Source organism: Thioprofundum lithotrophicum (genome assembly GCF_055387065.1).
In genome coordinates this window covers 118,886-143,650 of sequence record NZ_AP042379.1, presented here as the reverse complement: position 1 = coordinate 143,650, position 24,765 = coordinate 118,886, and the positions used below count along the sequence as shown (strand labels likewise).

At 57.1% G+C, this 24,765-nt stretch carries 16 protein-coding genes and 3 pseudogenes; 17 read left to right on the top strand and 2 right to left on the bottom strand.

Going from position 1 to position 24,765, the window contains the following annotated elements; all coding sequences use genetic code 11:
- The first annotated feature begins 26 nt into the window (after positions 1-26).
- The 16 genes and pseudogenes from ACZ5BH_RS00625 (at position 27) to tnpA (ending at position 19,699) form a co-directional block, all read left to right on the top strand.
- Positions 27-2,906, top strand: coding sequence for an AAA family ATPase (locus ACZ5BH_RS00625; protein WP_464889996.1), 2,880 nt, complete (start codon positions 27-29; stop codon positions 2,904-2,906).
- Positions 2,903-4,714, top strand: coding sequence for a cobaltochelatase CobT-related protein (locus ACZ5BH_RS00620; RefSeq protein ID WP_464889995.1), 1,812 nt, complete (start codon positions 2,903-2,905; stop codon positions 4,712-4,714). Before ACZ5BH_RS00625 ends, ACZ5BH_RS00620 begins: the two co-directional genes overlap by 4 nt.
- A gap of 127 nt (positions 4,715-4,841) precedes the next feature.
- Positions 4,842-5,441, top strand: a complete 600-nt coding sequence (locus ACZ5BH_RS00615) for a hypothetical protein (RefSeq protein ID WP_464889994.1) — start codon at positions 4,842-4,844, stop codon at positions 5,439-5,441.
- Positions 5,442-6,193: 752 nt separating this feature from the next.
- Positions 6,194-7,462, top strand: a complete 1,269-nt coding sequence (locus tag ACZ5BH_RS00610; RefSeq protein WP_464889993.1) for a hypothetical protein — start codon at positions 6,194-6,196, stop codon at positions 7,460-7,462.
- Between the two features lie 18 nt (positions 7,463-7,480).
- Entirely contained in the window at positions 7,481-8,227 is a 747-nt protein-coding gene (locus ACZ5BH_RS00605; protein WP_464889992.1) for a hypothetical protein, read from the top strand.
- A gap of 121 nt (positions 8,228-8,348) precedes the next feature.
- Complete coding sequence (locus tag ACZ5BH_RS00600; protein ID WP_464889991.1) at positions 8,349-8,729, top strand: hypothetical protein; 381 nt, start codon at positions 8,349-8,351, stop codon at positions 8,727-8,729.
- 341 nt (positions 8,730-9,070) lie between these two features.
- Positions 9,071-9,262, top strand: a complete 192-nt coding sequence (locus ACZ5BH_RS00595; RefSeq protein WP_464889990.1) for a hypothetical protein — start codon at positions 9,071-9,073, stop codon at positions 9,260-9,262.
- 9 nt (positions 9,263-9,271) lie between these two features.
- A complete protein-coding gene (locus tag ACZ5BH_RS00590) occupies positions 9,272-12,355 on the top strand; it encodes an ATP-binding protein (protein WP_464889989.1) in 3,084 nt (1,027 codons plus the stop codon).
- 17 nt (positions 12,356-12,372) lie between these two features.
- On the top strand, positions 12,373-14,142 hold the full coding sequence (locus tag ACZ5BH_RS00585) for an SUMF1/EgtB/PvdO family nonheme iron enzyme (RefSeq protein ID WP_464889988.1): 1,770 nt from the start codon (positions 12,373-12,375) through the stop codon (positions 14,140-14,142).
- A gap of 155 nt (positions 14,143-14,297) precedes the next feature.
- On the top strand, positions 14,298-14,609 hold the full coding sequence (gene avd / locus ACZ5BH_RS00580) for a diversity-generating retroelement protein Avd (RefSeq protein WP_464889987.1): 312 nt from the start codon (positions 14,298-14,300) through the stop codon (positions 14,607-14,609).
- Positions 14,606-14,872 (top strand): hypothetical protein, encoded by a 267-nt coding sequence (locus ACZ5BH_RS00575; protein ID WP_464889986.1) that lies wholly within the window; start codon positions 14,606-14,608, stop codon positions 14,870-14,872. The genes avd and ACZ5BH_RS00575 overlap by 4 nt, the downstream gene beginning before the upstream one ends.
- A pseudogene (locus ACZ5BH_RS00570) lies at positions 14,869-15,390 on the top strand (RNA-directed DNA polymerase); the annotation flags it as partial. The gene ACZ5BH_RS00575 and the pseudogene ACZ5BH_RS00570, both read left to right, overlap by 4 nt.
- Positions 15,391-15,548: 158 nt before the next feature.
- Positions 15,549-15,827: an SUMF1/EgtB/PvdO family nonheme iron enzyme gene (locus ACZ5BH_RS00565; protein ID WP_464891232.1), complete on the top strand. Its 279-nt coding sequence runs from the start codon at positions 15,549-15,551 to the stop codon at positions 15,825-15,827.
- Between the two features lie 348 nt (positions 15,828-16,175).
- Positions 16,176-18,374: an AAA family ATPase gene (locus ACZ5BH_RS00560; protein WP_464889985.1), complete on the top strand. Its 2,199-nt coding sequence runs from the start codon at positions 16,176-16,178 to the stop codon at positions 18,372-18,374.
- 84 nt (positions 18,375-18,458) lie between these two features.
- Positions 18,459-18,880 (top strand): annotated as a pseudogene (locus tag ACZ5BH_RS00555) (helix-turn-helix domain-containing protein); the annotation flags it as partial.
- Between the two features lie 438 nt (positions 18,881-19,318).
- Positions 19,319-19,699 (top strand): annotated as a pseudogene (gene tnpA, locus ACZ5BH_RS00550) (IS200/IS605 family transposase).
- Positions 19,700-19,776: 77 nt separating this feature from the next.
- Here the strand turns inward: tnpA and ACZ5BH_RS00545 are convergent.
- Both ACZ5BH_RS00545 and ACZ5BH_RS00540 read right to left on the bottom strand, forming a co-directional pair.
- On the bottom strand, positions 19,777-20,814 hold the full coding sequence (locus tag ACZ5BH_RS00545) for an IS481 family transposase (RefSeq protein ID WP_464889278.1): 1,038 nt from the start codon (positions 20,812-20,814) through the stop codon (positions 19,777-19,779).
- A 503-nt stretch (positions 20,815-21,317) separates the two neighbouring features.
- Positions 21,318-22,895: an IS5 family transposase gene (locus tag ACZ5BH_RS00540; RefSeq protein WP_464889984.1), complete on the bottom strand. Its 1,578-nt coding sequence runs from the start codon at positions 22,893-22,895 to the stop codon at positions 21,318-21,320.
- Positions 22,896-23,896: 1,001 nt separating this feature from the next.
- Between ACZ5BH_RS00540 and ACZ5BH_RS00535 the strand changes: the two genes are divergently transcribed.
- Positions 23,897-24,586 (top strand): hypothetical protein, encoded by a 690-nt coding sequence (locus tag ACZ5BH_RS00535; protein WP_464889983.1) that lies wholly within the window; start codon positions 23,897-23,899, stop codon positions 24,584-24,586.
- The last annotated feature ends 179 nt before the right edge of the window (positions 24,587-24,765 follow it).

The window sequence follows — 24,765 nt, the reverse complement described above, 5'->3', positions numbered from 1 at the left end:
CCGTTATCAACTATACAGGTAAGTGTATGAATATACTAATCAAGTGTAACTCGGAGTATGGGTGGTTGCATGGCTCTTTGGTCGATCATTTGCAAAGTTATGGGCATACGGTAAGTGTACAGGAGGAGGTTGCGGGCAATGAGGAATATAGTGTTTGTTTTTCCGATAAACTATCAGCGATTCAACGTCGTGATCTTCTTGAGCAGCTTGATCCAATCAGGCCGCCAGTCAAGCATATGGCGTCGGATAAATTCGATGTAGAACTATCCTTGCTTGTAGGATCGATCGATATTGGCATACAGCTCGTAGGGACTGACGAGAAGGCTTTCAAGAATATTGCGCGAGCGTTATCTCTATCTGGTGTCAATGCCTGGCAGCATGACAACTGCCCCGTGGGTGGAGGGCGGAGACTGTATTGCCAGAACGCGGGCAACCCTTTTATACAGGTACTTGCATGGCTGGCATGCCATGCCGGGTACCAGCTGGCGATTACCCAATGTGATTGGTCGGATGTCAAGGAGTTATTCGGGCAGGGAGACTATGAGGCTGTTGTAGTGCTGGATGATCCGTCAGCCGATGAGAGGGATTCCTATGCGCGCGGCGTTATCCTGGAGCTGAACGGTGATGACCCGGTGCTGTTGCGGGAGTTGGGGGATTCTCTCAGAGAGTGCGGATTTCACAATACCAGATTGTCGAGTTCTGTAGTAAAAACGGAGGAATCTAGCACCTTGAATATCGACGTGACTGCGCTGGATATGTTGGCTGCGAATGGGGCGCGTCAAGATATTCTAACAACGGTGAGTGAGCATTTGGCAAGATGGGGGGTGGACGAGGGAGACTACCCTCTGATAGTGGAGAGCGATGTGGACAGCTGCCTTCCTGGGCCACTTCGGGTGACTGTGTCCTTGCCTGTTAGAGCTGTGTTGCAAGGTAGTAGGGTGCCCTATGGGACGATATCTCCGGCGCGTTTCTCTGTGTGCATTAAGACAGATGATCCATTCGCGGCTGAGATAAAGGAGTTGGAAGATGATCTGAGTGAACTTGGTCTTTACTCGGTATATGTTGAAGATGCAGGAATGGATGCTGAAGTCTTCCAGCGTGGATTCACGATTCAATGCCCGAAGAGTGCACTGTTCATTGGGATCGAAAAGGAAGTCCGTTCTCGCTTCCAGGCTGTAATCCATGCCCTGATATCGGATGATGGGCAAGCATGGCAGGTGGCATTGCACCTGGAAGAAGAGGGCCTGCGCGGTGAGTCAGTTCACCTGCACACCGTCACTTTGTATGCACCTATACGGGCGGCGCGCCAAGGAACACTGTTGGATCAAATGAAGGATGCAAGCCCTTACCATTTAACTTTGCACATGTGGTTTCTGGATAAAAAGGATCGTTGGGAACAAGTATTTGATCACGTTGAAGAGATGGGGTTTGGTAGATGTTCTGTAGATGATTATCATGATTCTGATCGAACCGGACGAATCTATTTTGGCGGTGCATCGGTCATATTGATTGAAGAGCTGTCCAGTACGTTGAAAATGTTGACTGGGCAAGAGTTTGTCGCGCAGAAGCTATGGCACGAACATGACAAGGATATTTGGGTGTATCTTCCTGAGGCGGATAAAGTGAAGCTTGAACAAGTTCCCGTTGCTGAAGAGACTGACCATGGTGAAAGTGGCGAGGGTGAATTGGTGTGCGTATCGGAGAATAATGTAGAGACCGTATACTTGCAACCTGCTGGTCGCGCCTTCCTTCTGCGAGAAGCTGAGAGGCTGTTGGTTGGCGAAATCGAGCTGCCGCTGAAAGCGCATCCTGATGTACAACTGGTTCCGCCGCTGTCGATGTTCCGCCACTATGTCATCGATCGCGGCAGCGCGCATATTCTTGAGACATTGGCCGAGAGTCTTCTCCTTGGTGAGCCGGTGCTGCTCGAAGGGGGTACCGGCACTTCAAAGACAAGCAGCATTCTTTATCTGGCTGCCCTGCTCGGCCAACCAGTGGTACGTATCAATTTGAACGGGCAAACCGATACGGCCGAACTTGTTGGTCGTTTCCAACCGGATGATGGGGCCACCGATCTGCCCGGTCCCGAGACCCTCGAGCCGTATACCGATTGCCTCACCGATCGCGGGCGACGTTTGGTTGAACGGGTGATCGAACACGGGCGTGATTTCACGTCCGAGGAACGGCAATTGTTGAAGGCCGCCGAAGGATGGCCAACACGTCCCTGGCGCTGGCGTGATGGGCTGGTACCCTTGGCCATGCGCAGAGGTTGGTGGGTGATCCTGGATGAAGTCAACCTGGCTGAACCGCAAGTGGTCGAGCGGCTCAATTCGGTGCTCGAGATGCCATCCTCCCTGGTGCTCACCGAACATGACGGTTCAGCGCTTGAGTCGGCGGAAGGCTTCCACCTGTTTGCCACCATGAACCCTGAGGAATATGCCGGTCGTGCGGCACTGAGCCCTGCCTTCCTTGACCGATGGTTGTGTTACTTGCGAGTAGATGGGCCAGATGAGGTAGATCTGCTTGCCATGCTCCGCTGTTGGGTCATGGGTGAGACGCCACGCGTAGTGACCCAGGGGATTGCTTGGGATGCTGAACGGATTACACCGGTATTCAACCATGTGGCATCAATCCCGGAAGTCGATACATTCCTGACGGCACTCGCCGCCTTCCATCAGAGTGCAGTAGCAGAGCAGGACAACGGCCTGGAAGGTTCGCGTCGTCGCCTGCTGGCAGCCTTGCGCTATCTGGACCGAGCCCTGGCGCTGGGCAGGGCACCACAGATAGCGGTCGAAAACCTGCTGAGTCGCTACTATCTGCGTGGAAATAAAGAAGAACTGTACCTGAAGCAACTGGCTGAAGCGACAGGTCTCGATCAATTTCTCGTCAATGGAGATAGAACGTGAGCGTAACCCGTGACTATAGATCCACTGCCGAACCGGCGCGACAACTTCTGCGTTTTGCGCGCATCCTGTCACGCGTGGCCGGGATTCGGATTGTCAAGGGGGATGCCTGGGGTTGTAACCCCGCAACGTCGACCATCACGGTGCCTGCCGTGGACATGGAACATGGTGATCCCTATCGTACTGCGGGACTTATTGCGCATGAGGTGGGTCATTTGCGGATCTCGCGCTATCTGCTCTTTTCCCCAGAGAATGAAACCGCCTTGCCATCGTTTGCCCTCTATCCGCTTCTGAATTCGGTCGAGGACCCGCGTGTGGAGTACTGGATGATCCGTTCCTATCCTGGTGTGGCTCGGTGGTTGGTCGTGAACCATGAAGCCATGCGGGAACCACGGGTGTCGCCCGAGACGCCTGATTTCACCGCCTTTGCCTGGGCGGCCTTGTTTGATCACCCGGTGTATGGCCAGCCGAGGATTATCGATGGCTTGAATGAAACTGTTCGTCAGGCTCTCGACGAGACCCGTGAGGCACGCTGGCGCTACATTGACACCGTACCCGCTACACTTGTTGATGATGTATTTCAGGATGCAGCAAGCCAGATGGTTCGTTACCGACGCATGGTGATTCCACGCCTGACACCGGATTTGTCCAACGAACAGGTAAGCCTGCGTGAGATGGCCTCCAGAGTATCGGCATCACAGGCGCTTGATGTATTCATGCGTGAAATTCTCCCCGTTGCCGTGCGACTTTGGCTTCCTCAACGGGAGCGTCATGAATCAACGCTACAGATGATCACTCGACGATTGTCAGAGGTCAGTCGCGCCGAGGATGGTGAGCAATTGTTGACCTTGTTGGCGCGTCTTGTGGGCAGCAAGTCCATTGCAGCCTGGTATGCGGGTGCATTTCTTGGAACGCAAGGGCGTTTTGCATTGAGCCAGAGACTGTTGGATGCTGTAGAGTCTAGGGCTCATGCGAAAAGCTCAGATGCACGGTACACTAGTGCATCCGTTCTTGATGCCTGTGATGAGGGTGGGGCTCCACTGGATAATGCACTGTGCCAGGAGGTAATGCCAATCGTTGACCATTTGGTTACCGAGTTACGCGCCATCCTGCGTACTCGTAAACGCCTCCGCTTGGGAAGCGGATATTCGAGTGGTATACGGATCGACATGCGTCGCGCGCTCCTGGCAGAATCGCGACCTGTGGAAAGGAATCGCGTGTGGATGCGGGCAGTTCGGCAAAGCCGACCTGACGCCGCTGTGAGCCTGTTGGTAGACCTGTCAGGAAGTATGTGCTTCGGGCGTATAATACCGGCGACCCAGGTTGCCCTGCTTACCGCCGAGAGCCTGGCACGGGTGCCGTTGCCTTTCGAGGTCCATGGTTTCCAGAATCGACTTATCCCGTTCATTACAGTTGGTGAACGATATGGCGAGGCACATCGCAAGGCAATAAGGGAGATGCCTATGGAAGTTGCAGGAAATCGCCCTCATGGGAATAACTGTTATGTTTACAATGATGACGGTCCCTGCCTTGAGGAGGCTGCAAGTCGTCTTTTGCATATTCCTGCCAGGCGTCACATTCTGCTGGTGATCAGTGACGGGCATCCGGAGGGGGAGCATTCCAACGAGGATGATCTCCGTAGGGTCATCAGTCGCCTGAATGCCTTGCCTCGTTTTTATCTTATTGGTATGGGCATCGGTCCGTCTACAGACCATGTAAACCAGTACTACAAGCATAGTCACGGGAGTGTGCCTGTTGATAGTTTCGTCGAGGTATTCACTCGTACCCTGCGAAATGCCATTACCTATTGAGAAGTATATATCTGCGCGATCATCTGAACGCTCGCCTGGGCAATGCGTCATCGATTTTGATGTTTTTTCTGGTAACGCTGGCCTGGATGCTGCGTGCCTCGCTTGGAACAGGGAGAAGAGAAGTAACGTGAACAGAAGAGGAAATCTTAAGTCTGGCTTTGTATTTGCCCTGATGGCTATGATAGTCACTGCCTGTTCGTCATCGGATAACGGTGAAAAACCAAGATCAGAGCATTCTCAGGCAATCTATAGGGAAGACTGGTCGACATTTCGCTGTGAGCTAATGCAGGGGTTTGCCCTGTTGGCTAGTCGTGACCTGCAGGTTTGGATCAAGACGGCTGGCAATTCTGTCGAACTTGATGAAATCTATTTGGATGAAGATACTTTCGATGTGGTATTGGCAGCCTTAGAGCGCCTGTCTGAAGAGGCCTTTGTTATTTGGGTTGTGACCAAGGATGAGGCGCCGGCCTTGTGTCTACATGGTAGCAATTTGGCTGCGGTCGAAGTGCCCTTTCGTATATTGGTCAATACTTTGGTCAAGCAGATGGCCTGTGGCTCTCATGCGCCGTCATACCCATGGAGAATGCGCCTAAAGAGAGTGCGCAAGTTCGCGAATGAGCCCCAGACCCGTTTGTTTCTCGACTTTCAGAATAGACTGGGCGCAGGTACTGCGGAAACACATTTTCAGCGTTGTACGACATCTGGAAAGGAAGGGCCGGAAAATTGACATAACCGTCTGATCATGTCAGATTAATCCCGACGCTGGTCATTTAGCCACCGATTCTTTTCTCTTCTACAAGTGCGTGTATGCTTCAACATGCAACTTTAAGCAGGGTGGCAAGAACGCCATCAGGTTGTTCTTGGCTTGTGACGGTCATTTTTTTCAAGACGAGAAGGCAACAGGCGTAGGGTTTGTAGCCTGAAATCTGTCGAAATATAAGAATATCAGAAAAAACTTCGCTTATCAGGCATGACAGTACCGAATAGCCCGCATATGAAGACCGATTTTATGATGCCGAAAAATGCATAAAAATCGTTGCTTATTGTGAACAGATCATGCCTGCCCTGGCATTTGTCAGAATAAAGAGAGGTTGATAACTTAATCTGATTTGGTCAAGGATTGGTTTGTCTGAGGAAATAAGGATTTTGGTTGCCATCTTGCCAGATAAGTAGAGGAAGAAGAATCAAAGCGATAAGGCAACCACTTTTCACTCCTTTCCGCGCCATAACAAGAATACTAAATGAACGTTCCAAATACCAGACCAAGGTTCATTGTGTGCACTGAGCCCTCTGGGACAGAGAGTCGTTTCGTGACCGTCGGCCGCAGGGATGCGGCCGTCGAGCCTACAGGGAGGTATTCACGGCGTGTCACGAAACGACTCTCTGTCCCAGAGGGCGGTGTTGGAATCAGGCGCTCTTGCCCAAGTGGTCCGGTATTTGGAACTTCTATTTAGTAGTAACCAAGAGAATGTATAGAAGATGCCCTGTCAAAGTCTGATTGAACACCAACAATTGGTTGAACAGCTGATCGATGAATTGCGTCATCACGATGATGCTGTGACCACTGCGAAAGAACAAATTGCACAGGTGGCCGATGAATTGACCACGGCACGAGCACGACTGGAATCGGCGCGTTCGGCACTGGCCTTCTGTGCGGAAGATGACAATCCTTGTCGACAGCGTGCCGAACAGGAGATTGAAGGGGCGAACCAGGCGGTTAACCGCCTGGAAAGGGAACGACGCCTGGCCGAAGAAGCCGAACACACGGGTCGCCGCGCCTTGCAGCAGGTTCTTGCGCGCTGCATGAACCTTGCACGAGAACTGGATGCGGACCTTAAGAAGGCCAACGAGCAGGTAGCGCATTTCAATGACCGATTAGCCAGCGTACATAGTGCCGATTTGGCAGACAACCTCTATCGGCAGGGGGAGGCGGCGCAGGCTGCGGCCGAGGGGCTGGCCGAACTGGTCAATCGCCTCTATACGGCAGTCGCCTCTTTGCGGCATGGTGACAACCCTGGCTCGGGCGGCGGAACCGTCGCAACGGTACTCGGTCTGTTGGGCGCCACACTGGGATTCGTGTCGGCCGGCCTGGGTGGCAGTGTGGTGGGTGGCCTGGCCGGGTTGGTTTTTGGCAAGGTGGCTTCATCTTCGAACAACACATCTTGCCCGGGAGCAGGTGAGCAGCCTGTTGCGAAGGCGGCCCGTATGGATTTTGCACCCTCGGTTTCGCCGGCCGAGTCCACTAGTGACCGAGGCGGCATGAGTCCTCCTTTCGACGTGGAAACCAGCAGGCTGGACAGTAGCGCAAGTTTCTACGCCATCCCAGTGTCCGGTTCCTTTTTCGATAACAGAATGGATTATCGGGCAACGGAATCTGCGGCATTTTCCAGCGAAGCGCCCGAGGCCCTGGTGATTCCGCCTCCTCCGTCGCCCCCAAGCCTCGAGGCCATGCAGGCGCCGCGGGCAACCACCTTTGGTGAAAAGCCATTGGCCAGCACCTTTGGTGAAGGACCCTCGCACAGCACTTTTGGTGAGACCTCGATGGTTTCATTGGGGCACACGTTCGAAACCCCCGGCGGCACCATACCGGCATCGCCTGTCACTCTGGGTGGCGCCATGGCGGCGTCACCCGTAACCTTGGGCGGTACCATGCCGGTATCGCCCGTCACTCTGGGTAGCGCCGCACCATCGACTCAACCCGTCACGCTGGGTGGTGCTTCACCCTTGTTTGGTGGCAGCAGTTTCTGAATATCTGGAGTAAACCACATGCAAACACCAACCGATGACCAACTTGCGGCCTTCAGTCGTCACTTGGAACGGATGCTCGGCAATACCGTGCAGGCTCTGATTCTCCATGGCTCCCTGGTTGAAACACCTGTTCAGGAAAATGACCGTAGAGATGCCGATCTGCTCGTCATCATCGCCGATCTGGCCCTGGAACAGGCCCGCCCTATAATAGATCGTGTGCGCTGGTCCGCGCCTTTTCGGCACCTCAACCTGGCGCACAATACCGTGGGGTATCAGCAGGTCTGCGAACACTTGGCCGAGGGCCATCCTTTCTTCGTCTCCGCGATTCGTGCCGGGCGTTACCTGCGTTACCGCCAGGGGGTCAAGGACGATCTTCAGGCACAAGTGCAGTCGATCGACGCAGACCGGCTGCGCCAGGGACTGGCGCACTACGCGCAGGCGGAACAGCAGCGTGTGAACCATGCCTTGCGAGAAGTGTTTCGTGGGCTGATCAACCTTGCCTACGACCACCTGCAAATGGACTGGTTGCAACGGCACGCCCAGGGAGAGGTGCTGTCTCCGGCATCCCAGCAAAAGCTGGCCGATTGGCGGGCGCTGCTCGAAGACTACGGCGGGGACGACGAATCAAAGGCCCTGTTGCAACGACTGTTCCAGGCTAAGATCGAGCTGTCGCGGGGTGGGGTGCCTGAACTGTGCCAGGAATGCTTCATCCTGATGGCGCGTCTGGGCCCAAACAGCGAGGCAGAGGGCAACGGTGTACCCTGATACATGCTGGGCTTCACCTGCCGATGATGAATTGGGTAATGGCGAGAAGCGCACCAATGCAATGTCCTGCCCGCAACTGCTCGCTGGCTGGGAGGGAAAACTGCTACGGTGCATGTTGTACATGGGTACGGTACTGTCCGGCGGCCTCGATCCCATCGAGGACCGTCGGGCCCGGGCGATTTTGCATCATCGACTAAGCCTACGACCATACCTGAATGAGTTGGTGGCCATCCAAGGAGTTTTTCCCACCGACAACTGCCTGTACTGGCACTCGGACGACGGGATCACGGTGGTGATCGGGCCGGGATCCAGCAGCTCTTCTATTGCGCTAGCACATCCGCCAGCAAGCGATCGGCTGCGCAAGCTGCGGCATCCGAGGGTTGTGGGCTGCCTGGAAGAGTTCGAAGAGAACGGCACCGAATACCTTGAGGTGAATCGGGTGGCTTACCAGACCCTGGCGACCAGGGTGCTGGAACAACGGCCGGACAGGAACAGTTGCTGATGGTACAGGTGGGGGATCAAGGATGTTGACCACCTTTGCTCATGTCGCGAACTCACATTATATATGTCACCATTCGAACAGCCGAATCTGAATCGTGATTTTTCTGATCAAAAAACGATATTGCTTGACAGGAGTGAGCAAATTCGTTTTGCCTTGGGCTCCAGTTCCTGGAAGGAAACGCAAAAGGCCTGAACTCACTGTTGGATTTTATGCGTGTGTCGGATGAAACAGAGCCTTTGGTACATAGAACACTCATCGATCCTCAATAAGATGTTCAGGAATCTTCAAGGATGGTAATTTCGCGCCTTTCATGATGACAACTAATGGAGGTAAAGATACATATGAACGCCATCTCTCCCGAACAACTGGCCCGCATGGCTATCGAAAAACTGTGGCAAATGTTGCACGACCCGCGCCTGGCCGGCTGCACCCCTTACGAGGCAGCGAAGCGTATCGGCCTTGGTGAAACCTCTGCTCGGCTGGTGGAACAGTGGTGGGATGGACCGGAGATGTTTCCAGGTGCCAGGCAGTGAGGAGTGCGTATGGAAATGAAGGCCTATCGCTTGCCACCTCTGCCCGACCTGCGCATGCTGCGCCACCGTCAACGCCCCGACGCTTGGGAAGAGAGCAGCACGGCGGTCTGGGGATTTACCGCCTATCTCGCCCAGCTGCTGGGGGCGGAGCGGGTTTCGGTCACGCTGCGTTACGACTATGACCCATCGCGCAAGGGACCTGAGCGTTTGCGGCTCTACCTGCTGATCACGCCTGGCCATGACCGTGAAGGCGTACCCATGCTGGATCTGTCGAAGCACGAGGCGGACATTAAAGCCGCCCTGACTCTGTTGCGTCAGTGGTGGGGTGGGGAAGCAGCGCCGGAGCCGGTGGATGGGGCGACCATGCTCCCGGATGAAAGCACCTTTGCCGCGCTATGCCAGTTGCGTCTGCGGGACCGCATTGAGTGCGTGGATGCGGCAGAAGGCAAGGGCCTGGAGCCGGCCTACTGGGTGGCCCGCTGGGGCGATGGCTTGACGCGTGCATGGCAGGCTCAGCGTTGGGACGCCTTTTTCGACTCCTTGTACGAACCGGTGTTGGTGGATATTGCCCTAGTACGCATGGACTGGGAGCAGCCCGATGGGCAAGGCAACAGCCTGGCCATCGACCTGCACAACGAGATCCGCGTGCTTGCGGGCAAGTCCTCGCCGCGTGGCGGCCTTGGCTCGGCATCGCGACGCCTGCAAACGCGAGAAGAAGCCCAGCGCGAGCGCCGTTCCCTTGGCGCGGAACGGCTGCGCAAGGCGTTTGACACCCTGCTCGACGACCTTCACCAGGGTCAGGTCTACCGCTTCAACCTGCGCGTGATGGCGCGTCGCATGGATGAATGTCACCGCACCGCCAGTCGTATCGCCCTGCAACTTGCGCCTGATGGGGTGCTCGAGGTTGTAAAACATTCGCAGCATGTGCGTAAGGCGTTGCGAGGCGGGTTCCATCTTTTTTTCAACAAGAAGGAACAACACTATTCCCCCACATTCTCGAGTGGCCAACAGATGAGATTGCCCTGTCTGGTGCGGGGTGTTCAAGAAGCTGATGTAATGCGGTGGAAGCGCCTCTCCCAGTTGCGTAACATCATCCCGGCCGCGGCCGCCCTCGAACTGATGCGCCTGCCCGTGCCGCAGAATGGCCATCTCAAGACCCTGTGGCTGGAGACCGAATCGCCAGATGCAGGCTGGCAGGAGCCGGTCATTTCCTTGGGGTGTGAACCGGACCGACCAGTATCTGCGCATATTCCCCTGTCGCAACTCAACAAACACCTGTTCGTAGCCGGGGTCACAGGCAGCGGAAAGACCACCACTCTGGTGGAGATCCTTTGCCAGCTGACGGAACAGAACATCCCCTTTCTCATCATCGAGCCCAGCAAGCGCGAATACCGAGGGCTCATCGCGCACCCTGATCTGCATCAGCGCTTGCGCGTCTACACCTGTGGTGACGATGAACTCAGCCCGCTCAAGCTTAACCCCTTCGAGTTTGACCGCGAGCGGGTACGCCTGGACGAACACCTGGGCATGCTCGAAGCCTGTTTTAAAGGGGCCCTGCCGCTTTTCTCGCCGCTCACCGAAATCCTCTTGCAGACCCTTCAGCAGGCCTATCTCGATCAGGGATGGGGCAAGAGGGACAAGACCAAGCGGGCGCCGTTCCCTGCCATGCGCGATCTGCTGAGTGCGCTGGACAGGGTGCTGGATGATTTTCAGTACTCCGACCGCATAGCCCTCGACCTGCGCACTGCGGCAAGGGTACGCCTCGCCAGCCTTACCCAGCGCACCGTGGGGCGGGTCTTCGACAGCGCCGTTGCCCTGCCGCCGGTGGAAGAATTGCTGGCGCACCCCACGCTCATCGAGCTGGACAAGCTCTCCCAGGAACACGCCAACCTGGTTACCCTGTTCCTGCTTCAAGCCATCAATCGTTATCTGCGAATTAACCCCGATGCGGGCGGTGGACTGCGTCATGTGCTGGTCATCGAGGAGGCACACAATATCGTCGGCACCCATGGTACGGTAGCCGGTGGCGAGAACAGCGTCGACCCGCGTGCCGAGGCGGCGGCTTTCATGGTCAAGATGCTGGCCGAAGTGCGAGCTCTGGGCATGGGCATTATCATCGCTGACCAGACACCCGCTGCCGTGGCACCAGAGGTGCTCAAGAATACCGGTGTCAAGGTGGTGCACCGCACTGTGTCAGGCGATGACCGCGACTGCCTGGCTGAAGCAATGCTGCTCGAACCGGCCCAGAGCGACGAACTGGCCCGGCTGATGCGTGGGGAATGCTTCCTCTACCACGAACACCTCTACGGGCCGCAGCGGGCGCGCGTGGTGTTGAAGGCCTCGCGCAAGGACGATTTCGACCTGCAAACCGTCGCCGATACGTCCCTGGATGCCTGGCTGTCCGAACAGGATTGGCACAAGCAACAGTGCAAGGAACGCTTGCGCCAGTGGCTGGCAGCCGGCTTTGAGGGTCAGTGGCAGAGTCGGATGAACGCCTATCGCAAAATCCGCCAGCAGGCCGCGCAGGCGCAACCCGGCCTGCGCCAACGTCATCGCCGCGAGGCCGAGGCCCAGAGCCGGGCGTTGCGCGACTGGCTGCAAGAGCAACTGTGCCCCTGGGGGGGGCGCAGCTTGCGCCAGGCCATCGAGGCGCACCGCCGCGCCTGTCTGTCGGCATTGGAAGAACTGGAGGCGGTCTGGCCCTTGCCTGCAGCACCGGCAGTAGACAGCGGAGCGGAACCGTCCGCTTTTCTTCGCGATCTGAAACCGGCGGTGCGGCAACGCTGGCTGGAGCGCGTTGAAATACTGCAAGAGGCCATCACACAGTTGCAGGATGAGTTGCCTGTTGTCCGGTGCCTTCTGGAGCGCGAAGAGGCATCGGGAGCGCTGGCCGATTACACCGACGCCGTGCGCACAGTCGGTGAACGGCTCTATGGCGAACGTTGGCGGCAACTGATCAGGGAACTGGAGGCAGACCTGCATGGCCACCCCAAGGCAGAGGCCTATTTTCGCTTGCGTTTCGATCGCCAGCGTGAACGCTACGATGCGCTGGCCACCGCCATCGAGGCGGTTACCAATGAATGTGAAAAATGACGATTGAGGAGCGCCCCATGATTCCCTGTCCCGTCTGTAACCACGAGAATTCCGCGGAAGCGCAAGAATGCGCGGCATGCAACGAACCGCTGTCCGTTCTGACGGGGGCGGGCCCGGACCCGATGGCCTTGCCGGAAGGCACGGAACTGCAAGGCGGCCGTTATCGTATAGAGCGTTACCTGGCGCGAGGCGGTTTTGCCATGACCTATGAGGCGTGGAGCCGCGCCTTTGACAAGGCGGTGGTGGTGAAGGAACTGTTTCCGCTTGACAACCGATTGTTCTTTCGTATACCGGGGCAGACTGCGGTTACCGCGGGCGGCGATCGCCTGGAAGCGGAAAAGCTGCGAGAGCGGTTTCGGCGGGAGGCCATTCACCTGGCCGACCTTCGTCACCCGCACCTGGTGGGGGTATTTGACCGATTTGAAGAGAACGGCACCGAATACCTGGTGATGACCCGCATTGCGGGGCAGCCGCTGGACTGCTGGCTGGGTCAGATCGGCCCGCTGCCGCCGGAGACGGCGTGGGAGCTGATGCGCGGCCTGCTGGACGCGGTGGGCTACCTGCACGGTGAAGGGTTCATCCACCGGGACATCAAGCCGGGGAACGTGATGATCCGGGAGAAAGACCAGCAACCGGTTCTGATCGACTTTGGCCTGGTGCGTGATCTGGGTCAACTGACCCGGACCGGCAGCCAGATGATGTTTACTGAAGGCTATGCACCGCCGGAGCAATACGGTGGAGGAGGGGAGCCGCATGCGCGGCAGGACCTGTACGCCCTTGGGGCGCTGGGTTACTACCTGGTGACGGGCGAACACCCGCCGGGGGGCTTGCAGCGGCTGGGCAACAACGCGCGGCTCAAATGGCCTCGGGGTCTGGACAAGGGGTACAGGGAGCACATGGAATGGGCGCTGGAGCTGAAGGCGGCAGACCGGCCCGAGAGCGTATTCGCCTGGCGAGGAGAGCGCGCCCCGTTCGGCGCCGGTCGGTCCCAGGCCCGCCAGCGCTCCGGCAAGCAGTCTCGAGCCGAAGGCGATTGGCCAGCGGAATGGAAGGAGCGCTATGGCATGGGCCCGGCAGACTGGGCGGCGATTCCGGGCGGCAGGTTTCTCATGGGCTCGCCGGAGGACGAGGAGGAAAGGGATGACGATGAACGCCAGCACTGGGTGAAGGTATCGGCCTTCGACCTGCTGAAGACCCCGGTGACCTGGGGCATGTACCGGAAGTTCTGCGAGGCTACTGGGCGCGATTTGCCGGACGCGCCAGGCTGGGACATCCATGAGGACCACCCGGTGGTGAACGTGAGTTACTGGGACGCGGTGGACTACTGCGAATGGTTGAGCGGCGAGACGGGATGGAAGATCCGCCTGCCGACGGAAGCGGAATGGGAATACGCCTGCCGGGCCGGGACCGGGACACCGTTCTGGACGGGAGAGACCATCAGCACTGACCAGGCCAATTATGACGGCGACTACACCTACGGCCGCGGGAAGCGGGGGGTGTACTGCCGACGCACCACGGAAGTGGACCTGTTCCCCCCAAACCCCTGGAGTTTGCATGACATGCACGGGAATGTCTGGGAATGGTGTGCCAGTGAATATGACTATGATTATGGAGGCAAAGAGCGCCGGGATGCCAGTGGAGAGCGTAACAATGGCGCCTCCCGGGTGTTGCGCGGCGGCTCATGGAACCTCAAACCAGGCTTGTTGCGTTCCGCATGCCGCACCAGGGCCGCCCCGGGCCTCCGGTCCGACATCGGGGGGTTTCGGCTCGCCAGGATATCCCTTTGACCTTTTTCCTTTTACCCTTTTCCTTTTCCGGCCCGGCGAAGCCGGGCCGGAAAGTGGGGGCGTTGGCGTAGCCATCGGCTGAGGTGAGAGATGAGGCGATGAAGCGAAGCTCATCGGAGATTCCGGCAGCAGTACAAGCCTGCCATGAATGGTTGTTGTGGCTGATTCCGTTGCTGGACCAGTTTCCCCGGGTGCGGCGATTCACCCTGGGCGAGCGCATCGAGAGCCTGGCGCTGGAAGTGCTCGAGGCGTTGGTGGAGGCCAGTTTCAGTCGGCATGACAAGGGCACCTGGCTTGACCAGGCAAACCGAAAACTGGCGGTGTTACGCCACTTGTGGCGGCTCAGTCACGAGCTGCGGGTGATCCCCATGCGTCGTTATGAGCACGGTGCCCGCCTGCTGGAAGAGCTGGGTCGCCAGGTGGGGGGCTGGCGCAAGGTAGCCCGGCAGAAACGGGAGTCTGCATGAAGCGCATAGGCAATCTCTGGGCGCGGCTGGTTTCTTTCGAGAATCTCCATGCTGCCTGGAAGAAGGCGCGCCGTGGAAAGAAACGCAGCCCGGCCGTGGCTGAATTCGCCATGTGCCTGGAAACCAATCTCCTGCAACTGCAGCACGAGCTGGAAAGCGGGAGGTACTGGCCGGGCGCCTACCGCCTGTTCAGCCTTTACGAGCGCAAGCCACGTACCATCGCCGCTGCGCCGTTTCGTGACCGGGTGGTTCACCATGCATGAATGTCATCGCACCGCCCCTGGAGCGCCGTTTCATCCACGATAGCTATGCCTGCCGTGTAGGCAAGGGCACGCATGCCGCGGTGTCGCGCTATCAGCAATGGGCGCGCCGTCATGCCTATGCCATGAAACTGGACATCCGCCGCTATTTCCCCAACATGGATCATGCCATTCTGAAGACGCAGCTGCGCCAGCGCATCAAGGATGCACGGGTTCTGGATCTGCTCGATCGCATCATCGACGGTTCACCAGCATCAGACGAGCCACCGGACTGGTTTCCCGGCGATGACTTGCTTACTCCTGTGGAACGCGCTCGGGGCATCCCCATCGGCAACCTCACCAGTCAGTTCTTTGCCAACCTTTACCTGGATGATTTCGATCACTGGGTGAAAGAGCAACTGAGTGTGAAATGCTATCTGCGCTATGTGGACGACATGGTCTTTCTTGCCGACAACAAAACCCGATTGTGGGAGATTGCCGAAGCGGTGGAAGAGCGATTACTCGGGCTTCGGTTGCGCCTGCATCCGGATAAGATTCGCGTGATACCCACGCGTTGCGGCCTGGATCTGCTGGGATATCGGGTCTTTCCCTGGCGGTGCCGGCTTCGTGACGACAACGGCCACCGTTTCCATAGGCGTCTGCGGCGATTCGCCAGGGCCTACGCCGAGGGAAAGATGCAGTGGTCGGACTTCAACCCCAGCGTGCAGAGCTGGATCGGCCATGCCCGGCAGGCCGATACCGACGGGTTGCGGCAGGCTATCTTCGAATCGACCGTGTTTTCCCGTGGGAACGGGCCATCGGCCCCCGGGTGTTGCGCGGCGGCTCATGGAACAACAAACCAGGCAGGTTGCGTTCCGCATGCCGCAACAGGAACACCCCGGACAACCGGAACAACAACAGGGGGTTTCGGCTCGCCAGGCTGACCGCGGCGCCCGGAGTGGCTCACCCCACGGGGTGAGTCAGCGTGGCCTGCGGCTATCCATGAGCCCGTTTCCGGTAGTGCTCAGGGACGAGCACTCGAATAGCCGGGCAAGGATGCCAGCATGCCCGGTGAGTAGCTCATGCGAAAGCCGGGTGGCTTCGGCTTTTGCGCTGGCGGGCGTGAGTATCTTGCTCTTCTCGACTGTTGACTCATTGTCAGTGGTTGTCGCCAAATAATTTGGCAACACTACGGTAATACATCTCTGTGTCGGATCCCCAGTTTGGGGGTGTACAGGCATGAAGGAGGCTACCGATTATTTGACATTTGCACGGAAACTGCTTGTTGCGACAGTGGCAGGTAAATCCGTAGTCGAGAGGAGGCGTAATGGGCATTAAACGGTTGAAACGGGGAATAACGATGCTGGTGGCGTGGGGGGCTGATCGCGGAAAAAAAGTTGCCGAGGAGGCGGTTTCGACGGTCCGGGAGGAGGAAATCGCTGGCGGAAGCGGCAACCAGGAGGTCGTGGGTGTCCAAACATCCGATCTGCGGCAGTGCATGCTTTATGTGTACCGCCTGCGCGCATTGCTCTACCTCGCTGGGCAGGAAACCCGAAATAATCTTGTTGAAGAGTTGTCCGGATCTGCCGGTCAGTTTTTGGGATTGTCCAAAGGGGCGAGCTTTCCCAAAGCACCGAAAAAGCTCGATGAGTGGTTGACACGTCTGTTGGAAGCGCATGAGGCACAGCTGGCCCGGCTGGTTGAACAGGATTCAACGCTGTTCAAATCGCTGGATGTCTTGCTGGAAGCGCTTGGCATGCATACGCCGGTACACAAGACGATTTCTCGTTACCTGTGTGTTGCTATGGCTAATGAACCGACCCGGCGTTTGCTCGATGAATGTGTTTTGAATCCGATGGTGTCTGATCACCTGGAAGTAATGGCGGTGTTAACTGAACAGGAATTGAGCGCTGTCGAAGAGGCTATTCATCAGCTGGAGGAGTCTGGTCTGGTACTCCTCCGTGGTGGAGGATTTTATTCCGTACTCGATGAAGAGGGGGTCGTTCTCAGCAAGCATATACGCCGGTTGCTGAGTCGTGACATCAGGGATCGTGAAGGTTTTGTCCGTCATCTGAGCCCTCGGATCGATTTCGACGACAGCATCACTCTGAATGATTATGCGCATATGCAGAACGAAATTGAATTGGCGCAACACATCCTGATGGACGGAGCGGCGAAGGGTGATGCGCGCCACCTGTTACTGGTGGGGGAGCCGGGAACAGGCAAAACCAGCTGTGCCTTCGCTATGGCGAAGGCGTTGGGTAAGCAACTGGTGACCGTGGCAGTGGAGGATTCGGACGGTGACCATCTTTCTGATCCCTTTCGCCTCTCCGACTACCGCCTCAAGCAGGCCTTTTTTCGGATGAATCAGGATAAAACCCTGATCCTCTTCGACGAGTCAGAGAGTATTTTCGGTTCTCCGGTGATACATATGGGAATTGGGGGGGGAGGCTATACCAGCAAGGCAAGAATCACGGCGCTGATGGATGGTGCTGGAGTGTCCACAATCTGGATTACCAATACAACGGACGACTGGGACCCGGCTTATCTGAGACGCTTCAGCTTGATCCTGAGGATTTCTATTCCACCGCTCGAGGTAAGAAAGGAACAGGTGCGCAAGATTTGTGCTCAGTTGCAGGTGAGTGATGGGTTTATTGCGCAGCTTGCTGAGCGGCGCTTGCCTGTAGCATTGGTCCGACAGGCGGCCGAAACAGTATTGGCTGATCGGGTAGAAGAAGGTATGCGCACCATTTTAGATGGCTATTTGTCTGCGGTAGGGGAGCCTCCCCTGCGCCAGACTTGTGAGTCAGGTCTACCGCCTTTTAATATGCGTTACCTGAATCTCTCAGAGGATGTGGAACAACTGTTCAAGGCTCTGAAAGAGACGCAGTCACTTCGATTGTTGTTTGAAGGGCCACCGGGCGCCGGTAAGACGGAGCTGGCTTATCAGGTTGCCAAACATGCTGGAAAAGATCTGTTGGAGGTTCGGGCGTCGGACCTGCTGAGTAAATATGTCGGCGATACCGAGAAGCGAATCGCTGCTTGGTTCGCACGCAGTGCCGCAGAGGAGGCGGTATTGCTCATCGATGAGGCAGATTCTTTCATCCGTTCCCGGGATGTGGCACATCATGCTTGGGAGGTTTCCCAGGTCAATGAGCTGTTGGTGCAGATCGAAGCCTATCCCGGCATCTTGATCCTCGGAACAAACTTCCGCGAAGCGCTCGATGAGGCCCTGATCCGCCGTGTGGATTTTAAGGTGGCCTTCCATCCTCTCGACAACAGCCAGCGGATCGAACTGTTCCATCACATCATCAGTTACAATGGGGGTGAGGATGTTTCATTGCCCGAAGAAGTCATACGGACGTTGGCCGGGATGGACCGTTTGGTGGTGGGAGATTTTCGCCCACCGGTGAGACGGTTGATGGTGATGCGTGAATCCATCACTCCGGCATCACTGTTACGGGAGCTGTGCGAGGAGTACCGGATTCGCTATCCATCCCGCACCATTGGGTTCGTGGGAGACTAATATTTTAGTCTCTTTTGAAAATCGAGTGGGTAGTCTACCCTGTTCACGAACAGAATCCACGTTCATAGGAGGGTTATACCGGGTATGGAATCGAAGCTGTTCGAAGCGGCATTGGGCATTCATTCACCATGGCATGTCTCTTCAGTGGACCTGGACACGTCGGCCCAGACGTGACGATTCGTATCGATTTTTCTCCCGGAAGCCGGTTTTCCATTGAGGGAGTCGAAGGGTTCCATCCGGTTCATGACACGGTGGAAAAGCGTGATCGGCACCTGAATTTTTTCCAGCACGAGAGTTTTCTGCTGGTGCGCACACCCCGGGTGAAGCTGCCAGACGGTTCGGTTCGTCTGGTGGAGCTGGATTGGGCAGGACGCCTGAAAGGGTTTACGCTGCTGTTCGAGGCGCTGGTGCTGACGCTGGCACGGGAGATGACCTTTTCGGCAGTGGCGCGCCTGACAGGCGAGAGCTGGCATCGGGTGACAGCGATTTGCAAGCGTTACCCTGATCATTGCATAAATTTCGGCCACGGCAGGTGGGCATTGTGTAGCCCGGATGCAGGCCCACAGGGCCGGAATCCGGGGGGACACCGTTCCCGGATTCCGGTCACGCTCCATCCGGGCTACGTATCGGACCGTTTCTGGATTTCACCTCTGGTGGAATCCGGAAACCGCGACGCAAACCGCGTTTCGTTCTGCATATAGGCCGTTTCGGCGGGAAATGGTGCCGAATTTTTGCAACTGTCTGGTTACGTGGACCTGGCGGTGGCCGAAGCGTATTATTTATGACAGTAAACCCCCGGCTCTGCCGGGGAGACAGTAGAAGTTTGACAGATCCGGGAGTCCATCGGAAAAACTCCCAGTCGTGAGCCGCCAAGCACACGACAGAGGAGAAATCCGATGGGCTACAAGAGTTTAAGTCACACGCGGTAGGAGTGTAAGTACCATGTGGTGTTTATCCCGAAGTGTCGAAGGAAGGTGTTGTATGGCCAGCTAAGGCCGCACTTGGGGGAGGTGTTTCACCAGTTGGCGAAGCAGAAGGAGAGCTGAATAGAGGAAGGGCATCTGATGATGGATCATGTGTACATGCTGATCAGCATTCCGCCGAAATATGCTGTTTCGCAGGTAGTTGGATTCATCAAGGGTAAGAGTGTGATCCATATAGCGCGAGTTTACGGAGAACGAAGACGAAACTTTATTGGTCAACATTTCTGGGCGCGTGGATATTTTGTATCCACTGTAGGGCATGATGAAGAAGTGATACGAGCCTATATCAGACATCAGGAAGAGGAAGATAAGCGACTGGACCAGATGGAATTGTTGCGCTAACAGCCGCCTTTAGGTGTAGTAGTTCAGACTTGATCTGACAGTTACCGGTTTTTCCGGGGGCGACTGTCAGGTCAAGCTCAGCCTACGAACTTCTCCTGCCAGATTTTCTTGCCGTCCTCCAGCGTTGCCATGGGGGTACGCCCACAACACATCTTGCCCTGGTGGGTTCGTTCCGTATTGTAGTACTCCAGCCATTCATCCAGGTCGGCCTGGAGCGATGCCAGATTCTCATAGAGTTTCTTCCGGAAGGTCACCTGATAGAACTCCTGGAGAATGGTCTTGTGGAACCGCTCGCAGATCCCGTTGGTCTGCGGAGATTTGGCCCGGGTTTTCGTGTGGTCGATATCATTGACCGCCAGGAACAGCTCATAGTCATGGGTGTCGGGCCTGCCGCAGTATTCGGTACCCCGGTCAGTGAGGACCCGCAGGACAGGCAGGCCCTGGGCTTCGTAGAAGGGCAGTACCCGGTCATTCAGCAGGTCGGCGGCCGTAATCGGCGTCTTGGTTGTGTACAGCTTGCAGTGGGCCACCTTGGCGTAGGTGTCCACGTAGGTCTGCTGGTAGATACGGCCTACCCCCTTGAGGGTGCCCACGTAGAAGGTATCCTGTGAGCCCAGGTAGCCGGGATGGGCAGTTTCGATCTCGCCGTGGTTCTCCTCGTCGAGTTTCTTCTTCTCCAACGCCTGGACCTGGGCTTCCGTCAGAATCAGCCCTTCTTCGGCGGCCATCTTCGCCTCCAGGGCCTTCAGGCGGCTCCGGAAGTTGGCCAGCTCGTGGCGCAGCCAGATGCTGCGCACGCCGGTGGGGGAGACGAAGATCCCCCGTTTGCGCAGTTCGTTGCTGACTCGGACCTGGCCATGGGCCGGAAAATCAATGGCATACGCCACCACCGCCTCTTCGACCTCCGGCGCCACCCGGTTCTTGGGGTTCGGGCGCCGACGGTCCGGCTCCAGCAGGGCATCGATTCCGCCTTCCTCGACCGCTTTCTGATACCGGTAGAAGGTATCTCGGGACAGCCCCATGATCTTGCAGGCTCGAGAGACGTTTCCCAATTCCTCGGCCAGATTCAGCAAGCCGAGTTTGTGTTTGATGATTCGTTCGCTACTATGCAACATGAGGGTTACCTCCGTCGTGTTTTGATTGGGTTGGGTTCGCACCCCCATCAAAACCGGTAACCCTCACTTTTTCAACTGTGAGGTGTCAGATCGGGTCTGAACTAATACACTTTAGGCGGCTCAGATATTTGCCGCTTTGAGCGGCTCACAAAACTAAAGCCCCGGCTTTGCCGGGGGATATTTACTTGCTCCTAACAGCTCCTAACACTCCTAACAGGTTCTTGATTACCAGTGTGAATTCGCTAAAATCGTAGACACTGCAGGTGTTACTATGTGGTGTTACAACTAAGGGGCCTAGGGTGAAAATCTGATTTATTTTCAACGGCTTATATCGTCGATAATCACATCCCTCCCTCTCCGCCAAATTTCTCTAGGTATTTGAAGGGCTTACAAGTTTTTGATCCTTCAGTACCTAGGGTTTCCTGAAAAATTGCCATCCCGCTGCCAGCCCGCTGTAACCGACGTTGCCCGACTACGCCCACGCAGCGGGATAACGATGGTGGTCAGCGTGCCAGGCACGCCACACCTGCCCCTCCTCGGCCCTGTGCGCCAATTCGATGGGTACAGAGCAACGAAATCCAAGCCAAAAAAATCTGCCGCAGGCGTTTCTCCAGATTCATCACGATGAAGATGATGGCAATGCTCGCCTCGCTGGTGCGAGGCAGCTTGGCCATGATGCGGCCCAGACCAAAGCGCCGCTTGGCCTGTCCAAATTTCCCCTCAATCGGGATGCGGGCCACTTCGTCCTCGTGCCGTTGCCGGGCCTGTTCGCGCAATTCGGCTTCATTGGCCTCCGACGGTTTGGGTGGTCGACCCAGCGGTGGCCCGCTCAGACGGATGCCCCGCTCCTTGCAATACGCCCGGTTGGCCCGGGTTCGATATACCTTGTCACAGTGCACCGATGCCGGGTAATGACCAAACCGCCTGCGGTAGGCTTCCACCTGCGCAACCAGGTCTCCTGATTCGTTGTAGGCGTTCCAGTCCAGACGGTCGAGAAAGGCGAATCCGTCCACCTGACTCACCGACAGCTTGCTCCCGAATTCGGTCGGCGAGGCTGCCTTGCCGCGCACGATCGGCCGGATGTGCGGCTGGCTGATGCTGACGATGCGGTCGGCAATCCGCCGGCTGCCATGGTCGTACATCCATTGCTGCTGACGATACAGCTCCCGTATCACCAGCAGGTTTCGATACTGATGGGGGCTCAGCAGCGTCAGCGATACCTCTTCGCTCAGCGCGTCAATAATCGACAGATTCCGCTTCACATACCCCAGTTGCCGCCTCAATGCCTTGCGCCGCGCGCGTCCAGTGCGCCGGCCGGATTTGATGAAGGCCACATACGCACGGCGTGCCTTGCGCCGGTAGGTGCGCGGCTTGCGTCGGCTCCCCTTCAGTGGCTCAAACAGCGTATCAATGATTGCTTCGGTCTTCTTCCGCGCTTCGTTGAGCAGGTCAATGTCGGTCGGATAGCGGATGTCCGCCGGGGCGCAGGTGGCATCCAGCAGCAGCTTGCCGCGGTTGCCCGGGTGGGATGACGAAGACCTGCCTTGCAAATCGTCTTCGCCTGACGAACTGCCTGTGTCGTCGCCCCCATCCTCATCATCCGCAGTGGTTTCCTCCAGGCTCAGGCCGCCGCTCGCGATGATTTCGTTGAGCCGGTTCAAGTCTTCCAGGGAAAAGCGTTTGCGGAAGTACACGAACATGGAGGGGTCGAACGGCGGCTCGTCTCTGAAACCGTGAAAACCCAGAAAGTATTGCAGGTACGGGTTCTCCCGGATCTGCTCCACCGTCTCTTCGTCTCCAAGGCCCAGTCGCTCCTTGATGAGCAGCGCCCCAAACGCCACGCGGGCCGGCTTGGCCGGTGCGCCCGCCTTTTCCGAAAATTGTTTCGCATAAACGGCCTCGACCTCTTCCCACGGCACCAGCTCCGCCAGGCGGACCCACCGGTTTTCTCCGTTCAGTTTGCCGCCAAACGGCAGGTCAAAGTTTTCGAACGCGAGCTGGTTGGCAGGGGGGCTTGCGGTACATGGCGCTCCTTCCAGGTGCAAGGGTTTTGGCAGGATTCGGTGGTTTTCCTTGCACATTTTAGCGGAAAATTCGTGGTTTCTCTATTCAGATCAGTCGGTTAGGGTTTTTCAGGAAACCCTATCTAGCCAGCGCCTCATGTTCATGACGTGGTGTTTTCCACCTCGCCAATTGGTTTTCAGGGGGCAGAGATTCCAAAGCGCCTCCCTTACCGTCATGAACACTTCCAGCTTCAGTCAACCGGCCACTTCAGGACCGGCACTGGCTTCGTTCGCTTACCCGACAGCATCCTCCGGGGATGCCGTTACTGGCTTGAGCTATGCATCGATCCACCCAGGTTCCCCCGGTTGGTACCAGTCGCTCCAGGTTTCCCCTTGCGACATCATGACGGTTTCCCGCCATGCGTGAAGCCCACCAGTCGGGACCGGGTTGTATCCTCTCGAGCACCCCCCGGTGGGGATTTCCACCGCCTTCATCTGCGACAGGGTTCCTTCGGTTTCAATGCAGTTGCATATCCCCCTCCGGCCCGTTTCCGCGTCGCCCAATCTCACCATTTCAGTGTGGATTGGGTCGAACCGGGCATTGCAGCCCGGAGCGCCCGTCGCGGCCGTACGAGCCCAATTACGGGCATACGGCTACAGCGCGTGCTCAGCCGGGATTGGTGGTCCCGGCCTGACCGGATTGGTGGTCCGGCCGTGCCCCGTTCGGGGCAGTGACGGTGGTGTCGGGGGCTGGTGAGGCCCCCCACAGGTGGTGGTGAGCCAGGCCCCCGGTCATGTCCGTCGTGCAACGTACATGCACCAGTGTCCTGTCTCGTATAGGTACCGGGTCGCCATTTCTGGCGTCCCTTCTGGAATCTCCAGTAGTTTCATTTGAATCGGCTACCGGCCGATTCAAATGAAGCTTTTACATCAAAGACTTGCAAGCCTCTCCGGCTTGCCTCGCTCCGATGCGCGCAAGCGCGCATCTGTTGCTGCCCTGGATACCCACCCGCTGCATCACGAAGCTTTTCGACGGCGTTCGCTATACGTGACAAGCTCACTGTCTGGAGACACACCCCATGTATGATCCACCAGTTCATACCCACAAAACGGTCCTGATGCAGCGCCTCCTCAATGCTGCCATCCGCGGCCATGTCTGGCACACGTCCGGACGAGTGCCGATAACGCGCGCCGCGCATCTTGCCGACAAGTTCGCCGATCTTTATCACGTGGACCGCAACGCCAACCAGCGTGCATACGCCAAGAGGAAAGGAAACGCCAATTCCCGGTTGTTTTTCCTGACCCGACCCGAGCATGACGATTTGCTCTGGTGGCTACTCGTGACGAACGGTAATGGCCTGGTCCACGAACGGGAAACACTGCACGCCATCACCGATCGCCGTCACCGGCTGCGAATCGGGGATGAATACGAACTGGTTCGTGTTACGCGCAAGAGTGAACATGGCGGCGGCCTGGTCTGGACCTGGCGCATGACACGGCAATGTCTTGAGGCCTGGCGAACCCGGATTATTCAGGCGTGCCGCTTGGGTTCTTCCGAATTTCTGCAAGAAGCCCTGCACAGCCTGTATCGAACACCGGGGTTTTCCGGGATCCGTCGTCAGGTGGGAACACTGGCCACTCTCGCACGCCATGAATGGCGCCGGCGTCATGGCACCGATGCACCCAGTTTCCATTGCAGGCTGGGGTATCTGGAGCGGCTCGAGGATCGTACTCTGCCCTTGAGCGCCTGGTGTGCCAGTCGGGGATGAGCACCGTAGTGGTGAAACCTGCAAAAAATGAGCAAATTTCCGCCCCTGAGGCCGTTTGCCGGTGAAAGCGGGATCGGAGGAAACCAGGTGGGAAATACAGGTGTCAGCTGGAAAATCGGGTAAAATCAGCCTTGGATAGGTGGTGTGAGGTGTTGTACCTAAGATACCAATGACGCATG

What these genes read in the sequence shown, in the direction of transcription:
- ACZ5BH_RS00625 (WP_464889996.1), top strand. Translation starts at nt 27, where the DNA reads ATGAATATACTAATCAAGTGTAACTCGGAGTATGGGTGGTTGCATGGC.
- ACZ5BH_RS00610 (WP_464889993.1), top strand. Translation starts at nt 6,194, where the DNA reads ATGCCCTGTCAAAGTCTGATTGAACACCAACAATTGGTTGAACAGCTG.
- ACZ5BH_RS00605 (WP_464889992.1), top strand. Translation starts at nt 7,481, where the DNA reads ATGCAAACACCAACCGATGACCAACTTGCGGCCTTCAGTCGTCACTTG.
- ACZ5BH_RS00600 (WP_464889991.1), top strand. Translation starts at nt 8,349, where the DNA reads ATGGGTACGGTACTGTCCGGCGGCCTCGATCCCATCGAGGACCGTCGG.
- ACZ5BH_RS00595 (WP_464889990.1), top strand. Translation starts at nt 9,071, where the DNA reads ATGAACGCCATCTCTCCCGAACAACTGGCCCGCATGGCTATCGAAAAA.
- ACZ5BH_RS00590 (WP_464889989.1), top strand. Translation starts at nt 9,272, where the DNA reads ATGGAAATGAAGGCCTATCGCTTGCCACCTCTGCCCGACCTGCGCATG.
- ACZ5BH_RS00585 (WP_464889988.1), top strand. Translation starts at nt 12,373, where the DNA reads ATGATTCCCTGTCCCGTCTGTAACCACGAGAATTCCGCGGAAGCGCAA.
- ACZ5BH_RS00575 (WP_464889986.1), top strand. Translation starts at nt 14,606, where the DNA reads ATGAAGCGCATAGGCAATCTCTGGGCGCGGCTGGTTTCTTTCGAGAAT.
- ACZ5BH_RS00560 (WP_464889985.1), top strand. Translation starts at nt 16,176, where the DNA reads ATGGGCATTAAACGGTTGAAACGGGGAATAACGATGCTGGTGGCGTGG.
- ACZ5BH_RS00545 (WP_464889278.1), bottom strand. Translation starts at nt 20,814, where the DNA reads ATGTTGCATAGTAGCGAACGAATCATCAAACACAAACTCGGCTTGCTG.
- ACZ5BH_RS00540 (WP_464889984.1), bottom strand. Translation starts at nt 22,895, where the DNA reads ATGTGCAAGGAAAACCACCGAATCCTGCCAAAACCCTTGCACCTGGAA.
- ACZ5BH_RS00535 (WP_464889983.1), top strand. Translation starts at nt 23,897, where the DNA reads ATGTATGATCCACCAGTTCATACCCACAAAACGGTCCTGATGCAGCGC.